At 70.2% G+C, this 17634-nt stretch carries 13 protein-coding genes, 2 rRNA genes and 1 pseudogene; 13 read left to right on the top strand and 3 right to left on the bottom strand.

Translation table 11 applies throughout. From position 1 onward, the window contains the following. Window positions 1-122: 122 nt before the first annotated feature. Together N8I84_RS09955 and rrf are read left to right on the top strand one after the other, a co-directional pair. Window positions 123-3241, top strand: a 23S ribosomal RNA gene (locus N8I84_RS09955). Window positions 3242-3344: 103 nt separating this feature from the next. Further along, window positions 3345-3461, top strand: a 5S ribosomal RNA gene (gene rrf / locus N8I84_RS09950). Window positions 3462-3581: 120 nt separating this feature from the next. Here rrf and N8I84_RS09945 read toward each other — a convergent pair. Then, complete coding sequence (locus N8I84_RS09945; RefSeq protein WP_263235059.1) at window positions 3582-4502, bottom strand: hypothetical protein; 921 nt, start codon at window positions 4500-4502, stop codon at window positions 3582-3584. A gap of 270 nt (window positions 4503-4772) precedes the next feature. Between N8I84_RS09945 and N8I84_RS09940 the strand changes: the two genes are divergently transcribed. Beyond that, on the top strand, window positions 4773-5507 hold the full coding sequence (locus tag N8I84_RS09940) for a tetratricopeptide repeat protein (RefSeq protein ID WP_263234721.1): 735 nt from the start codon (window positions 4773-4775) through the stop codon (window positions 5505-5507). Window positions 5508-5570: 63 nt separating this feature from the next. On the opposite strand, the gene N8I84_RS09935 is transcribed toward N8I84_RS09940, so the two are convergent. Next, on the bottom strand, window positions 5571-6860 hold the full coding sequence (locus tag N8I84_RS09935; RefSeq protein WP_263229184.1) for a DUF1015 domain-containing protein: 1290 nt from the start codon (window positions 6858-6860) through the stop codon (window positions 5571-5573). A gap of 72 nt (window positions 6861-6932) precedes the next feature. Between N8I84_RS09935 and N8I84_RS09930 the strand changes: the two genes are divergently transcribed. From N8I84_RS09930 to N8I84_RS09915, 4 genes are read left to right on the top strand one after another with little or no spacing between them, the layout of a single operon-like run. Next, entirely contained in the window at window positions 6933-7961 is a 1029-nt protein-coding gene (locus N8I84_RS09930; protein ID WP_263229183.1) for an HAD hydrolase-like protein, read from the top strand. A 53-nt stretch (window positions 7962-8014) separates the two neighbouring features. Continuing rightward, the gene (locus N8I84_RS09925; RefSeq protein WP_263229182.1) at window positions 8015-9058 is read left to right on the top strand and encodes a FecCD family ABC transporter permease; all 1044 of its coding nucleotides are present in this window, start codon (window positions 8015-8017) and stop codon (window positions 9056-9058) included. Next, window positions 9055-10092, top strand: coding sequence for a FecCD family ABC transporter permease (locus N8I84_RS09920; RefSeq protein ID WP_263229181.1), 1038 nt, complete (start codon window positions 9055-9057; stop codon window positions 10090-10092). The genes N8I84_RS09925 and N8I84_RS09920 overlap by 4 nt, the downstream gene beginning before the upstream one ends. A gap of 37 nt (window positions 10093-10129) precedes the next feature. Beyond that, the gene (locus N8I84_RS09915; RefSeq protein WP_263229180.1) at window positions 10130-11008 is read left to right on the top strand and encodes an ABC transporter ATP-binding protein; all 879 of its coding nucleotides are present in this window, start codon (window positions 10130-10132) and stop codon (window positions 11006-11008) included. Here N8I84_RS09915 and N8I84_RS09910 read toward each other — a convergent pair. Next, window positions 10992-11339, bottom strand: coding sequence for an SCP2 sterol-binding domain-containing protein (locus tag N8I84_RS09910; protein ID WP_263229179.1), 348 nt, complete (start codon window positions 11337-11339; stop codon window positions 10992-10994). The two genes, N8I84_RS09915 and N8I84_RS09910, sit on opposite strands and share 17 nt — an antisense overlap. A gap of 52 nt (window positions 11340-11391) precedes the next feature. On the opposite strand from N8I84_RS09910, the gene N8I84_RS09905 reads away from it, so the two are divergent. The 6 genes and pseudogenes from N8I84_RS09905 to N8I84_RS09880 all read left to right on the top strand — a co-directional run bounded on the left by N8I84_RS09905 (window position 11392) and on the right by N8I84_RS09880 (window position 17628). After that, window positions 11392-11709: a hypothetical protein gene (locus tag N8I84_RS09905; protein WP_263229178.1), complete on the top strand. Its 318-nt coding sequence runs from the start codon at window positions 11392-11394 to the stop codon at window positions 11707-11709. A gap of 55 nt (window positions 11710-11764) precedes the next feature. Next, window positions 11765-12580 carry a TlyA family RNA methyltransferase gene (locus N8I84_RS09900; RefSeq protein WP_263229177.1) on the top strand — a complete coding sequence of 272 codons (816 nt, stop codon included), beginning with the start codon at window positions 11765-11767 and terminating at the stop codon, window positions 12578-12580. After that, window positions 12577-13482: an NAD kinase gene (locus N8I84_RS09895; RefSeq protein WP_103844455.1), complete on the top strand. Its 906-nt coding sequence runs from the start codon at window positions 12577-12579 to the stop codon at window positions 13480-13482. The genes N8I84_RS09900 and N8I84_RS09895 overlap by 4 nt, the downstream gene beginning before the upstream one ends. A 209-nt stretch (window positions 13483-13691) precedes the next feature. Further along, on the top strand, window positions 13692-15410 hold the full coding sequence (recN, locus tag N8I84_RS09890; protein ID WP_263234720.1) for a DNA repair protein RecN: 1719 nt from the start codon (window positions 13692-13694) through the stop codon (window positions 15408-15410). 40 nt (window positions 15411-15450) lie between these two features. Further along, window positions 15451-16257, top strand: a complete 807-nt coding sequence (locus N8I84_RS09885; protein ID WP_263234719.1) for a hypothetical protein — start codon at window positions 15451-15453, stop codon at window positions 16255-16257. A gap of 235 nt (window positions 16258-16492) precedes the next feature. Beyond that, a pseudogene (locus N8I84_RS09880) lies at window positions 16493-17628 on the top strand (glycosyltransferase family 4 protein). Window positions 17629-17634: the final 6 nt, after the last annotated feature.

The raw sequence follows: 17634 nt of genomic DNA, 5'->3' as shown, positions 1-17634 counted from the left end.
GTCTGAGGGTGCGGCCGTTTGGTCGTCCTTCGATGCCGGCCCCAGTGAACTTGCTGTTTTTCGGCAGGGTGATGGGTGGTTGGTCGTTGTTTGAGAACTGCACAGTGGACGCGAGCATCTGTGGCCAAGTTTTTAAGGGCGCACGGTGGATGCCTTGGCACCAGGAACCGATGAAGGACGTGGGAGGCCGCGATAGTCCCCGGGGAGTCGTCAACCAGGCTTTGATCCGGGGGTTTCCGAATGGGGAAACCCGGCAGTCGTCATGGGCTGTCACCCACTGCTGAACACATAGGCAGTGTGGAGGGAACGCGGGGAAGTGAAACATCTCAGTACCCGCAGGAAGAGAAAACAACCGTGATTCCGGGAGTAGTGGCGAGCGAAACTGGATGAGGCTAAACCTCAAGCGTGTGAGACCCGGCAGGGGTTGCGTTTGGGGGTTGTGGGATCTCTCTTCTACGGTCTGCCGGCCGTAGGGCGAGTCAGAAACCGTTGATGTAGACGAAGGACATGCGAAAGGTCCGGCGTAGAGGGTAAGACCCCCGTAGTCGAAATGTCAGCGGCTTGCTTGAGAGACACCCAAGTAGCACGGGGCCCGAGAAATCCCGTGTGAATCTGGCGGGACCACCCGCTAAGCCTAAATATTCCCTGGTGACCGATAGCGGATAGTACCGTGAGGGAATGGTGAAAAGTACCCCGGGAGGGGAGTGAAATAGTACCTGAAACCGTGTGCCTACAAGCCGTGGGAGCGTCGGACATCAGCTTGCTGGTGTCTCGTGACTGCGTGCCTTTTGAAGAATGAGCCTGCGAGTTTGCGGTGTGTTGCGAGGTTAACCCGTGTGGGGTAGCCGTAGCGAAAGCGAGTCCGAATAGGGCGCTGGAGTAGCACGCTCAAGACCCGAAGCGGAGTGATCTAGCCATGGGCAGGTTGAAGCGGAGGTAAGACTTCGTGGAGGACCGAACCCACCAGGGTTGAAAACCTGGGGGATGACCTGTGGTTAGGGGTGAAAGGCCAATCAAACTCCGTGATAGCTGGTTCTCCCCGAAATGCATTTAGGTGCAGCGTCGTGTGTTTCTTGCCGGAGGTAGAGCACTGGATAGGCGATGGGCCCTACCGGGTTACTGACCTTAGCCAAACTCCGAATGCCGGTAAGTGAGAGCGCGGCAGTGAGACTGTGGGGGATAAGCTCCATGGTCGAGAGGAAACAGCCCAGAGCATCGACTAAGGCCCCTAAGCGTACGCTAAGTGGGAAAGGATGTGGAGTCGCACAGACAACCAGGAGGTTGGCTTAGAAGCAGCCACCCTTGAAAGAGTGCGTAATAGCTCACTGGTCTAGTGATTCCGCGCCGACAATGTAGCGGGGCTCAAGCGTACCGCCGAAGTCGTGTCATTGCAGCATGTACTCCCAACGGAGGCTGTGATGGGTAGGGGAGCGTCGTCTGCCGGGTGAAGCAGCGCCGGAAGGTAGTTGTGGACGGTTGACGAGTGAGAATGCAGGCATGAGTAGCGATTCACACGTGAGAAACGTGTGCGCCGATTGACTAAGGGTTCCTGGGTCAAGCTGATCTGCCCAGGGTAAGTCGGGACCTAAGGCGAGGCCGACAGGCGTAGTCGATGGATAACCGGTTGATATTCCGGTACCCGCTGTGAAGCGTCAAACATCGAGCATCGTGATGCTAAGGCCGTGAAGCCGCCCTGATCTCTTCGGAGTTGAGGGGAGTGGTGGAGCCGCCGGACCAAGCGGTTAGTAGGTGAGTGATGGGGTGACGCAGGAAGGTAGTCCATCCCGGGCGGTGGTTGTCCCGGGGTAAGGGTGTAGGCCGGTGTGTAGGCAAATCCGCACACCTTGTGGCTGAGACCTGATGCCGAGCCGATTGTGGTGAAGTGGATGATCCTATGCTGTCGAGAAAAGCCTCTAGCGAGTTTCATGGCGGCCCGTACCCTAAACCGACTCAGGTGGTCAGGTAGAGAATACCGAGGCGTTCGGGTGAACTATGGTTAAGGAATTCGGCAAAATGCCCCCGTAACTTCGGGAGAAGGGGGCCACGTCTGGTGAGGGAACTTGCTTCCTGAGCTGGGGGTGGCCGCAGAGACCAGCGAGAAGCGACTGTTTACTAAAAACACAGGTCCGTGCGAAGCCGTAAGGCGATGTATACGGACTGACGCCTGCCCGGTGCTGGAACGTTAAGGGGACCGGTTAGCTCACTTTCGGGTGGGCGAAGCTGAGAACTTAAGCGCCAGTAAACGGCGGTGGTAACTATAACCATCCTAAGGTAGCGAAATTCCTTGTCGGGTAAGTTCCGACCTGCACGAATGGCGTAACGACTTCTCGACTGTCTCAACCATAGGCCCGGTGAAATTGCACTACGAGTAAAGATGCTCGTTTCGCGCAGCAGGACGGAAAGACCCCGGGACCTTTACTACAGTTTGATATTGGTGTTCGGTTCGGCTTGTGTAGGATAGCTGGGAGACTGTGAAGCCTGGACGCCAGTTCGGGTGGAGTCGTCGTTGAAATACCAGTCTGGTCGTGCTGGATGTCTAACCCGGGTCCGTGATCCGGATCGGGGACAGTGTCTGATGGGTAGTTTAACTGGGGCGGTTGCCTCCTAAAGGGTAACGGAGGCGCCCAAAGGTTCCCTCAGCCTGGTTGGCAATCAGGTGTTGAGTGTAAGTGCACAAGGGAGCTTGACTGTGAGACCGACGGGTCGAGCAGGGACGAAAGTCGGGACTAGTGATCCGGCGGTGGCTTGTGGAAGCGCCGTCGCTCAACGGATAAAAGGTACCCCGGGGATAACAGGCTGATCTTCCCCAAGAGTCCATATCGACGGGATGGTTTGGCACCTCGATGTCGGCTCGTCGCATCCTGGGGCTGGAGTCGGTCCCAAGGGTTGGGCTGTTCGCCCATTAAAGCGGTACGCGAGCTGGGTTTAGAACGTCGTGAGACAGTTCGGTCCCTATCCGCTGTGCGCGTAGGAGTCTTGAGAAGGGCTGTCCCTAGTACGAGAGGACCGGGACGGACGAACCTCTGGTGTGCCAGTTGTTCTGCCAAGGGCATGGCTGGTTGGCTACGTTCGGGAGGGATAACCGCTGAAAGCATCTAAGCGGGAAGCCTGCTTCGAGATGAGGACTCCCACCCACTTGATGGGGTAAGGCTCCCAGTAGACGACTGGGTTGATAGGCCAGGTCTGGAAGCCCGGTAACGGGTGGAGGTGACTGGTACTAATAGGCCGAGGGCTTGTCCTCAGTTGCTCGCGTCCACTGTCAGTTCTGAGGCAACGAACGGTTGCCGGCTTTGAGTAGAACAGACAACTGAAGAGTGTGCTTGTTCGCTCGAAACCATTAGGGTTTCGGTGGCCATAGCGTGAGGGAAACGCCCGGTTACATTCCGAACCCGGAAGCTAAGCCTTACAGCGCCGATGGTACTGCAGGGGGGACCCTGTGGGAGAGTAGGACGCCGCCGAACAATCTTTGGAGGACCCTTGGTCCCAGCGACATGCTGGGACCAAGGGTCCTTTTTCGTTTTCCCCGGGCGCGCCGGGTACCCGGCTGCGCGACAATGATTTTGCGGTACCGAAGACAGGAGTCACCCATGTCCACCAACTCTCCCGACGAGCGTCCTGAGCGCGACCAGCGCCGCCGGGACAGTGGTGACCGTGGCGGCTACCGCGGCGGCCCGCGCCGCGGCGACGACCGTGGAGGCTACGGGCGGCGCGACGATCGCCGTGGAGACGACCGCCGGGTCGGCGACCGCGGCGACAAGAGCGACAGGGGCGACCGAGGCGGATTCCGTAGCCGGGACGACCGCGACCGTGGTGGACGTCCTTCCTTCCGCCGTGACGACCGCTCGTCCGGCCCGCGCCGTGACGACCGCGACCGGGGCTTCCGCCGCGAGGGCGACCGCCCCTCCTTCCGTCGAGACGACGACCGTGGCGGGCACGGCCGTCGGGACGACGACCGTGGCGGATACCCCCGCCGGGATGACGACCGTGGTGGCTACGGCCGCCGGGATGACGACCGTGGTGGCTACGGCCGCCGGGACGACGACCGTGGTGGCTACGGCCGCCGGGATGACGACCGTGGTGGCTACGGCCGCCGGGACGACGACCGTGGTGGCTACGGCCGCCGGGATGACGACCGTGGTGGCTACGGCCGCCGGGATGACGACCGTGGTGGCTACGGCCGCCGGGATGACCGCGGCTTCCGTCGTGACGACCAGCGCGGTGGTCACGGCCGTCGTGACGATCGAGGCGGCTACGGACGTCGTGACGACCGGCGGGATGACCGTCGCGACGATCGTCGTGACGACCGCCGTGACGGCGACCGAGGCGGATTCCGTCGGGATGACCGTCGTGACGACCGGCCGTCCGGCCCGCGCCGTGACGACAGCCGCGACGATCGTGGCTACCGCCGTGACGACCGCGGCGACGATCGTGGCTACCGCCGTGACGACCGCGGCGACGATCGTGGCTTCCGCCGTGACGACAGCCGCTCGGACCGTGGTCACCGCCGTGACGACCGCGGCGACGATCGTGGCTTCCGTCGTGACGACAGCCGCTCGGACCGCGGTCAGCGCCGCGACGACAGCCGTTCCGACCGCGGCGGTTTCCGTGGGCGTGACGATCGCGGTGGGCGTCCCGGTGGCTTCCGTGGGCGTGACGACCGCGGTGGGCGTCCCGGAGGGTTCCGTGGCCGCGACGACCGGCGTGGTGACGACCGGCGCGGTGGTGGCCGGTTCCGCGATGAGCGGGACCGGGACCGTGAGCCGATCAAGCGGCTGCCGATCCCCGAGGACGTCACCGGCGAGGAGATCGACAAGGACGTACGGCAGGAGCTGCAGAGCCTGCCCAAGACGCTCGCCGAGGACGTCGCCAAGAACCTGGTGATGGTCGCCCGGCTCATCGACGAGGACCCGGAGGGCGCATACGGCTACTCGAAGGTGGCGCTGCGCCTCGCGTCACGCGTCGCCGCCGTGCGCGAGGCGGCCGGCTTCGCCGCGTACGCCAACCAGAAATACAGTGAGGCGCTTGCCGAGTTCCGGGCCGCCCGGCGTATGACGGGCACCGTCGACCTGTGGCCCGTCATGGCGGACTGCGAGCGTGGTCTCGGCCGGCCCGAGAAGGCGCTGGACATGGCCGGGGCGCCCGAGGTCCACAAGCTCGACAAGGCCGGTCAGGTCGAGATGCGGCTGGTGGCGGCCGGTGCGCGCCGCGACATGGGGCAGCTCGACGCGGCGATCGTGACGCTGCAGAGCCCCGAGCTGGCGTCCAACTCCGTCCAGCCGTGGACCGCGCGGCTGCGGTACGCGTACGCCGACGCGCTGCTGGCCGCCGGTCGGGAGGGCGAGGCGCGCGAGTGGTTCGCCAAGGCCGTCGAGGCCGACAGGGACGGCAGCACGGACGCCTCCGACCGGCTCGCCGAGCTGGACGGTGTGGAGTTCGTCGACGCCCTGGACGAGGGCGAGAGCGAGAGCGAGCCCGACGCGGCCGAGGACGACGACGACAACGACTGACGCCGGTCGGCGACACCGGGACGAGACAGGGCGGGACCCCAGCGGGTCCCGCCCTGTCGCATGTCAGAGCTCCAACGCCCGCAGCACCAGCCCCGACGCCGGCTTCGGGCCGAACGACGTCGACTTGCGCGGCATCGTCACCCCCTGGCGGGCCAGTGCGCGGACGACCTCCTCGCGGACCGGGTGCATCAGGACCGCCGTGCCGCCGTCGCGCTCGGCCTTCTCTACCGTGGCGGCCGTGTCGTGGATGTAGGCGATGTGTTGCGGCGAGTCCTCGGGGATGCGCCAGACGTGTTCGAGGAGCGCGGCATGCAGGACCGTCGCGTCCAGCGTGCGCCAGGCCTGAGGGCGGTCAGCCGGGACCGTACGGGCCAGGAGGTCCGGGGACGGCTGGTCGACCAGGTGGAAGGCGCCGTCGCCGGCCAGGAGGTAGGCGTTGCCGGCGCAGGCGGCGTCGGCCAGCACCTCCAGGGCCTCGGGCAGCGGCAGGTGCAGGTCCCGCACGCGGAACAGGCCGTCCAGGGCGGACAGCGCCTCGGCGACCGGGAGCCGGTGCAGGAGGCGGTGGATCGCCCGGACCCTCAGCGGGTAGCGGGCGGTGTCCACCAGCAGGACAAGGCCGTAGTCCCACGGGCTCGGGGAGGTGTGCTCCGCGCGTAGACGCACGTAGGTCGCCCAGCGGTGGTGGCCGTCTGCGATCAGGGCCTGTTGCCGGGCCAGGTCGGCCCGGATCTCCGCAAGGGCGTCGGGATCCGTCACCGACCACAGGCGGTGGCTGAAACCGTCCTCCGTGGTGGTGGCGAGCAGTGGCAGGCGTTCGACGGTGCGCTCGACGACGGCCGTCGCACCGGTCTCGGAGCCGTTGCCGCGGTAGGTGAGCAGCAGGGGTTCGAGGTTGGCGCAGGTGGCGCGCATCAGAGCCGCACGGTCCGCGACGACGTGCGGCATGACGTCCTCGTGGGGCAGCACCACACCCTCCGAGGGCTCCGAGACGCGCAGCGCCCCTATGAGGCCGCGCTGGAGCACCCCGCCGCCCCGCTGCTCGTAGACGTACAGGCCGGGCTCGGTGTCGGTCCTCAGGACGCCCTCGGCGAGCCAGCGGCGCAGGGTCTCCGCCGCCTGCTTGGTGCGTGCCGCCGGGGTGGCCGCCTGGGGCAGTATGAGGCGCACGATGTTGTGCGGGTCCGCCGACTCCAGATGGAGGAGTCCGTCCGGGCGCACGACCACGTCGTACGGCGGTGAGGTGACCGCGGCGAGGCTGCCGACGCGGTCAGGGTCGTAGCGCAGGCCCTGGAAGGGGGCCAGGTCAAGGCCCGTGTGCGCCGGTACGTCCCCGCCACCTGCAGTGTTCATTGATGCATCGTAAGTGTGTCAGCGCCGTGCGGGATGATCGGGGGAAGGCGATCGAACGAGGAGCGATGCGTAATGAGCCAGACCGTCAGGACGCGGCCCGAGGGCAGTGATGCGCCCCTGAGCGAGGCGTACGACACGGCGCTGCTCGACCTGGACGGCGTGGTGTATGCGGGTGGGATCGCGATCGCGCACGCTGTGGAGTCGCTGGGCGCGGCGAGCCGGGGCGGGATGCATCTGGCGTACGTGACGAACAACGCGCTGCGTACGCCGGACGTGGTGGCCGAGCATCTGACGGAGCTGGGGATACCGACGGGTGCCTCGGACGTCATCACGTCCGCGCAGGCGGTGGCCAGGCTGATCAGTGAGCAGGTGCCCGCCGGGGCGCGGGTGCTGGTGATCGGTGGCGAGGGGCTGCGGGTCGCGCTGCGGGAGCGGGGGCTCGTGCCGGTCGAGTCGGCCGACGACGACCCGGTGGCGGTGGTGCAGGGCTATGGCGGGCCCGAGCTGCCGTGGGGGCGGTTCGCGGAGGCGTGTTACGCCATTGCGCGCGGAGTTCCGTGGTTCGCGTCGAACACGGATCTGACGATCCCGAGCGCCCGCGGCATCGCGCCGGGGAACGGGGCGGCCGTCGAGGTCGTACGCATCGCGACCGGTGCGGAGCCGCAGGTGGCGGGCAAGCCGCTGCCGCCGATGCACCGCGAGACGATTCTGCGCACGGGCGCGGAGCGGCCGCTGGTGGTGGGCGACCGGCTGGACACGGACATCGAGGGCGCGTTCAACGGCGGAGTCGACTCGCTGCTGGTTCTGACGGGCGTGACGGACGGCGCGCAGTTGCTGGCGGCGCGCCCGCAGCACCGGCCGACGTACGTGGACGCGGATCTGCGCGGGCTGCTGACGGGGCAGCCGGAGGTGGTCGCGGCGGGCGGCGGTTTCCGCTGCGGCGGCTGGACGGCGACCGCACAGGAGGAGAGGCTGCAGCTGGAGGGTGACGGGGAGGCTCTGGACGGGCTGCGGGCGCTGTGTGCGGCGGCCTGGGGGGCAGCCGGGGAAGGGTCCTGCGGGTTGGACGGGGGGAAGGCGCTGGCGCGGCTGGGGCTGTGAGCGGAGGGGACGGCCGGTCGAGACGCGAAGCGAGGGTAGGCTAACCTAACCTGGTGTTGGTCGACAGCCCTCCCGAACCGCGCGCGGACACCGCCCCCGCGTCCCCGACCCGCCGGGCGATACGGTCCCTCGGGCTCCTCGTCTCGGTCGTGATCCTGGCGTCCGTCGCGCTGGCGAGCATCGCGATCGGGGCGAAAGGCCTCTCGCCGGCGCAGGTCTGGCACGGCCTGTTCCACGACTCGGGGACGTACGCCGACGTCGTGGTCGGCGACCGGCTGTCGCGCACGGTGCTCGGCCTGCTCGCCGGCGCCGCGCTCGGTCTCGCCGGTGCCGTCCTGCAGGCGCTCACCCGCAACCCTCTGGCCGATCCGGGCCTGCTCGGCATCAACGCGGGCGCGTCCGCGGCGGTCGTCACCGCCACCACGTACTTCGGTGTCACCAGCCTGAGCGGCTATGTGTGGTTCGCCTTCCTCGGCGCGGCCGCCGTCGGGGCCCTGGTGTGGTTCCTCGGCGGCAGCCGGGGCGCCACACCGGTGCGGCTGGCGCTCGCCGGCACCGCGATCAGCGCCGCGCTCTACGGCTACCTCCAGGCCGTGATGATCATGGACGACGCGGCGCTCGGCAGGATGCGCTTCTGGACCGTCGGATCCCTGGCCTCGGCGACGGACGCGACCATTCGGCAGGTCCTGCCGTTCCTGCTGGCCGGTACGGTCCTCGCACTCGCGCTCGCCCGCCCGCTGAACGCCGTGGCGATGGGCGACGACACCGCCCGTGCACTCGGCGCGCACCTGGGCCGCACCCGCGCCCTGTCCATGGCCGCCGCCACCGTGCTCTGCGGGGCCGCGACCGCCGCCTGCGGGCCGATCGTGTTCGTCGGGCTGATGGTCCCGCACGCCGTACGGTCCTTCACCGGCCCCGACCTGCGCTGGATCCTGCCGTACGCGACCGTCCTGTCGCCGGTGCTGCTGCTCGGCGCCGACGTCGTCGGACGAGTCGTCGCCCGGCCCGCCGAGCTCCAGGTCGGCATCGTGACCGCGCTGCTCGGTGGCCCGGTCTTCATCCTTCTCGTACGGCGGCGGAGGACGGCCCGACTGTGAAGTCCCAACGTGTCCTCAGGGCCCCCGGCGGGCTGTCCTTCCGACTGGACGTCCGGGCGCTCGCCGTCGTCGTCCTGCTCCTGCTCGTCGCGCTCACCGGGAGCGTGCTGCTGATCGGCACCGGGGACTTCCCGATCCCGGCCGGAGACGTCCTCAGAACACTGGTCGGCGGCGGCAAACCGGGTCAGGAGTTCATCGTCACCGAGCTGCGGCTGCCGCGTGTGCTCGTCGGCCTGCTGGTCGGCGCCTCGCTCGGACTCGGCGGCGCACTGTTCCAGTCCGTATCCCGCAATCCGCTGGGCAGCCCGGACGTGCTCGGCCTCAATCAGGGTGCGACGGCAGGGGCGCTGGTGGTGATCGTGCTGTTCTCCGGCAGCGCCACCCAGGTCGCCCTGGGCGCGCTCGCCGGCGGCCTGGTGACCGGAGCCGCCATCCATCTGCTCGCCTGGAGGCAGGGCGTGCACGGTTACCGGCTCGTCCTGGTCGGCATCGGCGTGTCCGCGATCATGACGGCGGTCAACGGGTTTCTGCTCACCAAGGCCGACATGGTCGACGCGGCCCGCGCGGTCGTCTGGATGACGGGCTCGCTCAACGGCCGCGACTGGGACCAGGTCCGGCCGCTGTTCGCGCTCTGCGCCGTCCTCGTACCGCTCGTCCTCGGCAACGCCCGTGGGCTGCGGATGATGGAGATGGGCGACGACGTCTCGAGCGCCCTCGGGGTACGGGTGGAGCGTGTGCGGCTGCTGCTGATGGTGTCCGCGGTGCTGCTCACCGCCGGTGCCACGGCCGCCGCGGGCCCCGTCGGGTTCGTGGCGCTCACCGCGCCGCAGCTCGCCCGTCGGCTCAGCCGCTCGCCCGGCCCCAGCCTGGTGCCCTCCATGGTCATGGGCGCCGCCCTTCTGATCGTCGCCGACTGGGCCTCGCAGCGTCTCTTCGGCGCGGACCAGCTTCCCGTGGGCGTGGTGACCGGAGTCCTCGGTGGCGCCTATCTGCTGTGGCTGCTGGTCACCGAACGCAGGGCGGGCCGGATATGAGCCCGCGGAAGGTCCGGCCAGGGCGGAAGGGCCGGACATGAAGGCCACGGGCGGACCGGACACGAACGACACCAGGACCACGAGGAGCACTGTGAACCGCCTCTGCGCCGACGACGTCACCCTCGCCTACGACCAGCGCGTGATCGCCGAGCGGTTGTCCGTGGAGATCCCCGACAACTCCTTCACCGTGATCGTCGGGCCGAACGCCTGCGGCAAGTCCACGCTGCTGCGCGCACTGTCCCGGATGCTCAAGCCGGCGCAGGGGCGGGTGCTGCTGGACGGGCAGGTCATCCAGTCGATGCCCGCGAAGAAGGTCGCGCGCACCCTGGGCCTGCTCCCGCAGTCCTCCGTCGCACCCGACGGGATCACCGTCGCGGACCTGGTGGGGCGGGGGCGGTACCCGCACCAGGGGCTCCTGCGCCAGTGGTCCGGCGAGGACGAGCGGGTCGTGAAGGAGTCCATGGCACGGACCGGCGTCGCGGAACTGGCCGACCGCCACGTCGACGAGCTCTCCGGCGGCCAGCGGCAGCGCGTGTGGATAGCCATGGCGCTGGCCCAGCAGACCCCGCTGCTGCTGCTCGACGAGCCGACCACCTACCTCGACATCCAGCACCAGATCGACGTGCTCGACCTGTGCGCCGAACTGCACGAGGAGCAGGGGCGCACCCTGGTGGCGGTCCTGCACGACCTCAACCACGCCGCCCGGTACGCCAGCCACCTCATCGCCCTGCGCGACGGCAGGGTCGTCGCCGAGGGCGCCCCGAACGACATCGTCACGGCCGAGCTGGTGGAGGAGGTCTTCGGCCTGCGCTGCCAGGTCGTCCCCGACCCGGAGACGGGAACACCGCTGGTGGTCCCGGCGGCCCGCAGGGCACGGGCGCAGGCGGCCGCCGCGGCCGCTAGAGAAGCTTCCTGAGGCGGAACAGGTCCCTCAGTCCCGCCTCCAGCTTGACCCGGCCCGAGCCCCACGCCTTGGCGAAGTGAAGTTCCCCGTCGACCATCGCCACCAGGTCGTCCCCGGCCATGGCGAGTCTGATCTGGGCCTTCTCGCGCGGTGGCCCCTGGAGCGTGTCGAGCACCTGGATCCGGCCGTCCTCGAGGCGGCCGACGAAGGTGACGTCCAGGTCGGTGATATGACAGCTCAGCGAGCGGTCCAGGGCCGTGGCTTCCCGCACGTCCCCTTCGGCGCCCGCCAGGTTGTCCGAGAACTTCTCGAGTGCGCTGCGGCACTCCTCAATCGTCGCCATCGTGAGCGACGGTACCTCAGAGCCTGTCGGCGCTTCGCGGTAGCGTCGTGGCATGAGCGACTCTGTGACGGAGGCCGGAGCCCCGGCGGAAGCAGCGGTACCGGGGCCGGACGCCCCGGCGGACTCCGCGTCCGAGCGGGAGGACGCCCCCTCCGCGCCCGTCCCGCTGAACGTGCCCAGGACTCCCACCGGCAACGCCGATGTGGACGCGGCCCTGGAGCGTCTCGCCGACGCCGACCACCTCGCCACGGACGGGCACATCGAGGTGTACGAGGATGTGCACCGGGGGCTGCGCGACGCGCTCACCGCGCTCGACGCCCGCCCGGGACCTCCGGCTCCCACCCGGCACCCGACCACCACCCCTCGATGAGACCCTTCGGGTCGTACCTTGTGAATGACGTACGGGAACAGGAGCTGAACCGAACGTGGCAGGAGCCGCACGCCGCCGTCTCGACGCGGAGCTGGTCCGTCGGAAGCTCGCGCGCTCGCGCGAGCACGCCAGCCAGCTGATCGCCGCCGGCCGGGTCACCGTCGGCAAGACCGTCGCGACCAAGCCCGCCACGCAGGTCGAGACCGCCGCCGCCATCGTGGTGGCGCAGGACGACGGCGACCCCGACTACGTCTCGCGCGGCGGCCACAAGCTCGCCGGCGCCCTGAAGGTCTTCGTCCCCCGGGGCCTGGTCGTCGAGGGACGGCGGGCGCTGGACGCCGGCGCGTCCACCGGCGGCTTCACCGACGTCCTGCTGCGCGCGGGCGCCGCCCATGTCGTCGCCGTCGACGTCGGATACGGACAACTGGCCTGGTCTCTCCAGAGTGATGAACGCGTCACCGTCAAGGACCGTACGAACGTGCGCGAGTTGACGCTCGAAGCGATCGATGGGGAGCCAGTGGATCTTGTCGTGGGGGATCTGTCCTTCATCCCGCTCGGACTGGTGCTGCCCGCCCTGGTGCGGTGCGTGAAGCCGGACGCCGACCTGGTGATGATGGTCAAGCCGCAGTTCGAGGTGGGGAAGGAACGGCTCGGCAGCGGCGGCGTGGTCCGCAGCCCGCAGCTGCGCGCCGAGGCCGTGCGCGGGGTGGCCGAGCGGGCCGCGGAACTGGGGCTCGGGGTGAAGGGCGTGACGGCCAGCCCGCTGCCCGGGCCGTCGGGCAATGTCGAGTACTTTCTGTGGCTGCGAGCCGGAGCACCCGCGCTGGACCCGGCCGACGTTGACCGTGCTGTGGCGGAGGGGCCGTGTTGACAACGAACCGAGCTCGTACTGTTTTCCTGCTGGCCCACACCGGTCGGTCCGCCGCCATCCGCAGTGCCGAGCTGGTGGTCAAGGGCCTGCTGCGCTCCGGGATCGGCGTGCGTGCTCTGGAGGACGAGGCGGCCGACCTTCCGCTGCCGGACGATGTGCAGCTGGTCAAGGAGGCCACCCCGCAGTGCCTCGACGGGTGCGAGCTGCTCATCGTGCTCGGCGGTGACGGCACCCTGCTGCGCGGCGCCGAGTTCGCCCGCGCCTCCGGGGTGCCGATGCTGGGCGTCAACCTCGGCCGGGTCGGCTTCCTCGCCGAGGCCGAGCGCGACGACCTCGACCGGGTCGTCGACCGGGTGGTGATGAAGGCGTACGAGGTCGAGGAGCGGATGACGGTCGACGTCGTCGTGCACAAGAACGGCGACATCGTGCACACCGACTGGGCGCTCAACGAGGCGGCCGTGCAGAAGGTCTCCGCCGAGAAACTTCTCGAGGTCGTCCTGGAGATCGACGGGCGGCCGGTGACGGGGTTCGGCTGCGACGGCATCGTGTGCGCCACCCCGACCGGGTCCACCGCGTACGCCTTCTCCGCGGGCGGGCCCGTGGTGTGGCCGGAGGTGGAGGCGCTGTTGATGGTGCCCATCAGCGCGCACGCCCTGTTCGCCAAGCCGCTGGTGACCTCGCCGGACTCCGTGCTCGCCGTGGAGGTGCAGCCGGACACGTCGCACGGGGTGCTGTGGTGCGACGGGCGGCGGATGGTGGAGCTGCCGCAGGGGGCGCGGGTGGAGGTGCGGCGGGGGGCTGTGCCGGTGCGGCTGGCCCGGCTGCACCACGCGTCGTTCACCGACCGGCTTGTGGCGAAGTTCGCGCTTCCGGTGTCGGGGTGGAGAGGCCGACCTCACTGACCGGGTTGTCCGTCGGGTGCCGGTCCGTCGTGGTTGCTCCCGCCCCAAGTTCTCTGCTTCGCTCGAACAGGGGGACCCCCATCGCGGCGTAGCCGCGTGTCGGACGCAGCCACGCGCCCCTTTCGGGGCGCGTGTACCTCCCGGGAGTGACACGGGCCGCTCGCACTTCCCCAGCCGGACCTCGTAAGGTCTTCTCCGTGTTGGAGGAGATGCGGATACGGTCCCTCGGAGTCATCGACGACGCGGTCGTCGAGCTGTCGCCCGGCTTCACCGCCGTGACCGGTGAGACGGGTGCGGGTAAGACCATGGTCGTCACCAGTCTCGGGCTGCTGCTCGGCGGGCGCGCCGACCCCGCACTCGTGCGGATCGGGGCGAAGAACGCGGTCGTCGAGGGGCGGATCGCCCTGCCCGAGGACGCCTCCGTCGCCGTACGCGCCGAAGAGGCCGGGGCCGAGCTCGACGACGGGGCGCTGATCGTCAGCCGTACCGTTTCCGCCGAGGGACGCTCGCGGGCGCACCTGGGCGGGCGTTCCGTGCCCGTCGGCGTGCTGGCGGAGCTGGCCGACGAACTGGTCGCCGTGCACGGGCAGACCGACCAGCAGGGCCTGCTCAAGCAGACCCGGCAGCGGCAGGCGCTGGACCGGTACGCCGGGGACGCCGTCGCCGTACCGCTCGCCAAGTACCAGGAGGCCTACCGGCGGCTGCGCGCGGTCTCCGCCGAGCTGGACGAGATCACCACGCGCGCCCGTGAGCGCGCCCAGGAAGCCGACATGCTGCGCTTCGGGCTCGAGGAGATCGCGGCCGTGGAGCCGCGGCCGGGCGAGGACGTGGAGCTGGCCGAGGAGGCCGAGCGGCTCGGGCACGCCGAGGCGCTGGCGTCGGCAGCGACGGCCGCGCACACGGCGCTCGCGGGCAACCCCGAGGATCCCGAGGGCGTCGACGCCTCCACCTTGGTCGCGGGCGCCCACCGGGCGCTGGAGGCGGTGCGGTCGCACGACCCGGCGCTTGCGGGGCTCGCCGACCGGATCGGGGAGATCGGCATCCTGCTGGGCGACGTGGCCGGTGAGCTGGCCGGGTACGCCGACGACCTGGACGCCGACCCGCTGCGGCTCGCGGCCGTGGAGGAGCGGCGGGCCGCACTCACCGCACTGACCCGGAAGTACGGCGAGGACATCAACGCCGTTCTCGTCTGGGCCGAGCAGAGCGCCACCCGGCTGACCGAACTCGACGGCGACGACGACCGGATCGAGGAGCTGACCGCCGAGCGGGACGCGCTGCGTTCCGAACTGGGCGGCCTCGCACAGGAGTTGACCGATGCGCGGGTGGAGGCCGCCGAGCGGTTCGCCGCCGCCGTCACCGCCGAGCTGGCCTCGCTCGCCATGCCGCACGCGCGCGTGTCGTTCGAGATCCGGCAGACCGAGGACCCGGACGGGGTCGAGGTCGGCGGGCGTACGGTCGCCTACGGACCGTCGGGCGTCGACGAGGTCGAACTGCTGCTCGCGCCACACCCCGGCGCGCCGCCACGGCCCATCGCCAAGGGCGCCTCGGGCGGTGAGCTGTCGCGCGTGATGCTCGCCGTGGAGGTCGTCTTCGCGGGCACCGACCCCGTGCCGACGTACCTCTTCGACGAGGTCGACGCGGGCGTCGGCGGCAAGGCGGCGGTCGAGATCGGGCGCCGGCTCGCGAAGCTCGCGAAGACCGCGCAGGTCGTGGTCGTCACCCATCTGCCGCAGGTGGCGGCGTTCGCCGACCGGCAGCTGCTGGTGGAGAAGACCGACGACGGCTCGGTCACCCGCTCCGGGGTGAAGGTCCTGGAGGGTGAGGACCGGATCCGTGAGTTGTCCAGGATGCTGGCGGGCCAGGAGGACTCGCAGACCGCCCGCGCCCACGCGGAGGAACTACTGGCCACGGCACGGGCGCACGCGTAGGACACGGTTCCGCCGCGCGCTCGCTTAGGGTGGCGGGATGATGATCGGGCGTTCCCGCAGGACCGTTTCGTTCGCGCTCGCCGCGGCCGTCACCCGTGCCGCAACCGCCGCCCTGCGTGCCGCGGCACCGGGCGGGCGGTGGCGTTGGGAGCGGACGAACCACGCCGGGCGGACCGTCGTGCTGTACCCGGGGCCCGCGGTGGCCGCGGCGGCCACGGCCGGGGCCTGGCGGGTCCACCCGGCGGCCGGGTTCGCCGTGCTGGCCGCCGGTGCCTGCGGGGTCTACGACGACGTCGCGGGCGCGGGCGACCCGCGGCGGGGGTTCCGGGCGCATCTGTCGGCCCTGCGGGACGGTGACGTGACCAGTGGTGCCGTGAAGTTGTTCGGGATCTCGGCCGCCGCCCTCGCCGCGGGGGCCGTGCTCAAGGAGCGGCCCCTGGACAAGGTGCTCGCGGGTGTGGTCATCGCCGGAGCCGCGCACTTCGTGAACCTCGTGGACGTACGGCCCGGGCGCGCCGCCGGGTCCGTCCTCGCGCTGGCCGCCCCCGGGCTGCTGCGTAAGGGCGCCTGCGGGGAACTGGCCGCCGTCGCGATCGGGGCCGCGGCCGCCGCCCTCCCCGACGACCTGGGCGAGCGCGCGATGCTCGGCGACACCGGGGCGCATGCCCTGGGCGCCGCGCTCGGCGCCGCCGCCGTCGTGGGCAACGGGCGAGCCGGAGTTCTTGCCCACGCGGTCGCCTTCGTCGCCGCGGCGGCGTACGGGGACAAGGTGAGCGAAGCCGCGAGGTCGTGGCGGATCGGGCCGATCCCGGTGGCCCTCCCGCCGGCCGCCGCCTCACCCGTGTGAGTGACACGGTGCGCGCCGGGGCGCCCGCTCCGTCGTCCCAGGGCATGTCTGACGATTCCCGCCGGGCGCGCGATGCTCGGACACCCCTGAGCCGCGCCCGCCGGTGCCGCAACACCCCCGCGCCCTGGCATCCTTGAGTCAACCGCGGTCCACCTCGCGCGGTCCACGCCCACCGCGCGATCCTTCTGTACGTTTCTTCGTGACCGTCCGACGCCGAACCAGGAGCCCCGGCCACGTGAGCCTCGCCAGCAGCCCCTCACCGCACGGCCGGTCGCCGCTGCGCACCGTGCAGGTGCTCGGCGGGGGCAGCGCGGGCAGCAGCGCACACGTGCGCACACTGGCGGCGGGCCTGGTCGCCAGGGGCGTGCGCGTGACCGTGTGCGCCCCCTCCGAGTCCGAGCGCACCTACGATTTCACCGGCGCCGGCGCGCAGCACGTCCCCGTGCCCCGTAGCACGGACCCCGCGTCCCTGGCCACGCTCCGCATCGCCTGCGGCGACGCCGACCTGGTGCACGCGCACGGGCTGCACGCGGGCCTGCGCGCCGCGCTCGCCCTCGGCGGACGCCGCACCCCGCTCGTCGTCACCTGGCACACCCGGGCGCACGCCGAGGGCGCCCGCGCCCATCTGCTGCGCCTGCTGGAGCGGCGCGTGGCCCGGGCCGCGTCCGTCGTGCTCGGCACATCGTCCGACCTGGTCGAACGGGCCCGCAGACGGGGTGCCCGCGACGCCCGGCTCGCCGCCGTCGCGCTTCCCGCACCCCGCAGGCCCACCGAGTACGAGGACCCCGACCGGCTGCGCCCCAAGCTCCGCGCAGAACTCGGCGCCACCGGCCGGCCGTTGCTCATGGCCGTCGGCGCCCTCGACCGGCACCGCGGCCACGACGTGCTGCTGGACGCCTCCCGCGCCTGGCGCGGCATCGACCCGGCGCCGCTGGTCGTGATCGCGGGGAGGGGCCGCTGCGCACGGTGCTCCAGCGGCGCATCGAGGACGAGGGGCTCCCGGTGCGGCTGCTGGGGAGGCGTGAGGACGCGGCGGAGCTGCTCGCCGCCGCCGACGTCGCGCTGCTGCCCAGCAGTTGGGAGTCGCGGTCCGTCCTCGCCCAGGAGGCCCTGCACGCGCGCGTGCCGCTCGTCGCCACCGATGTCGGCGGCATCCGCGAACTCGTCGGCGACGCCGCCGAACTCGTCCCGTACGGGGACGCGGAGGCGCTCGCCGCCGCCGTCGTACGCCTCCTCGACGACCCGGCACGCCGCGAGGCGCTGAAGGAGAAGGGCACGAGGCAGGCCGCGACCTGGCCCACCGAGGACGAGACGGTCGCCCAGGTCCTCAGCGTCTACGACGAGTTGACCCAGGTACGGCCCTACCCCTAGGGGCCT

Source organism: Streptomyces cynarae, assembly GCF_025642135.1.
GTDB classification, from domain to species: Bacteria; Actinomycetota; Actinomycetes; order Streptomycetales; family Streptomycetaceae; genus Streptomyces; species Streptomyces cynarae.
The sequence above is the reverse complement of the archived record's forward strand: the minus strand, read 5'-3'. Positions and strand labels throughout refer to the sequence as shown.

What these genes read in the sequence shown, in the direction of transcription:
- recN (WP_263234720.1), top strand. Translation starts at nt 13,692, where the DNA reads ATGCGGATACGGTCCCTCGGAGTCATCGACGACGCGGTCGTCGAGCTG.
- N8I84_RS09915 (WP_263229180.1), top strand. Translation starts at nt 10,130, where the DNA reads ATGAAGGCCACGGGCGGACCGGACACGAACGACACCAGGACCACGAGG.
- N8I84_RS09885 (WP_263234719.1), top strand. Translation starts at nt 15,451, where the DNA reads ATGATCGGGCGTTCCCGCAGGACCGTTTCGTTCGCGCTCGCCGCGGCC.
- N8I84_RS09935 (WP_263229184.1), bottom strand. Translation starts at nt 6,860, where the DNA reads ATGAACACTGCAGGTGGCGGGGACGTACCGGCGCACACGGGCCTTGAC.
- N8I84_RS09910 (WP_263229179.1), bottom strand. Translation starts at nt 11,339, where the DNA reads ATGGCGACGATTGAGGAGTGCCGCAGCGCACTCGAGAAGTTCTCGGAC.
- N8I84_RS09905 (WP_263229178.1), top strand. Translation starts at nt 11,392, where the DNA reads ATGAGCGACTCTGTGACGGAGGCCGGAGCCCCGGCGGAAGCAGCGGTA.
- N8I84_RS09930 (WP_263229183.1), top strand. Translation starts at nt 6,933, where the DNA reads ATGAGCCAGACCGTCAGGACGCGGCCCGAGGGCAGTGATGCGCCCCTG.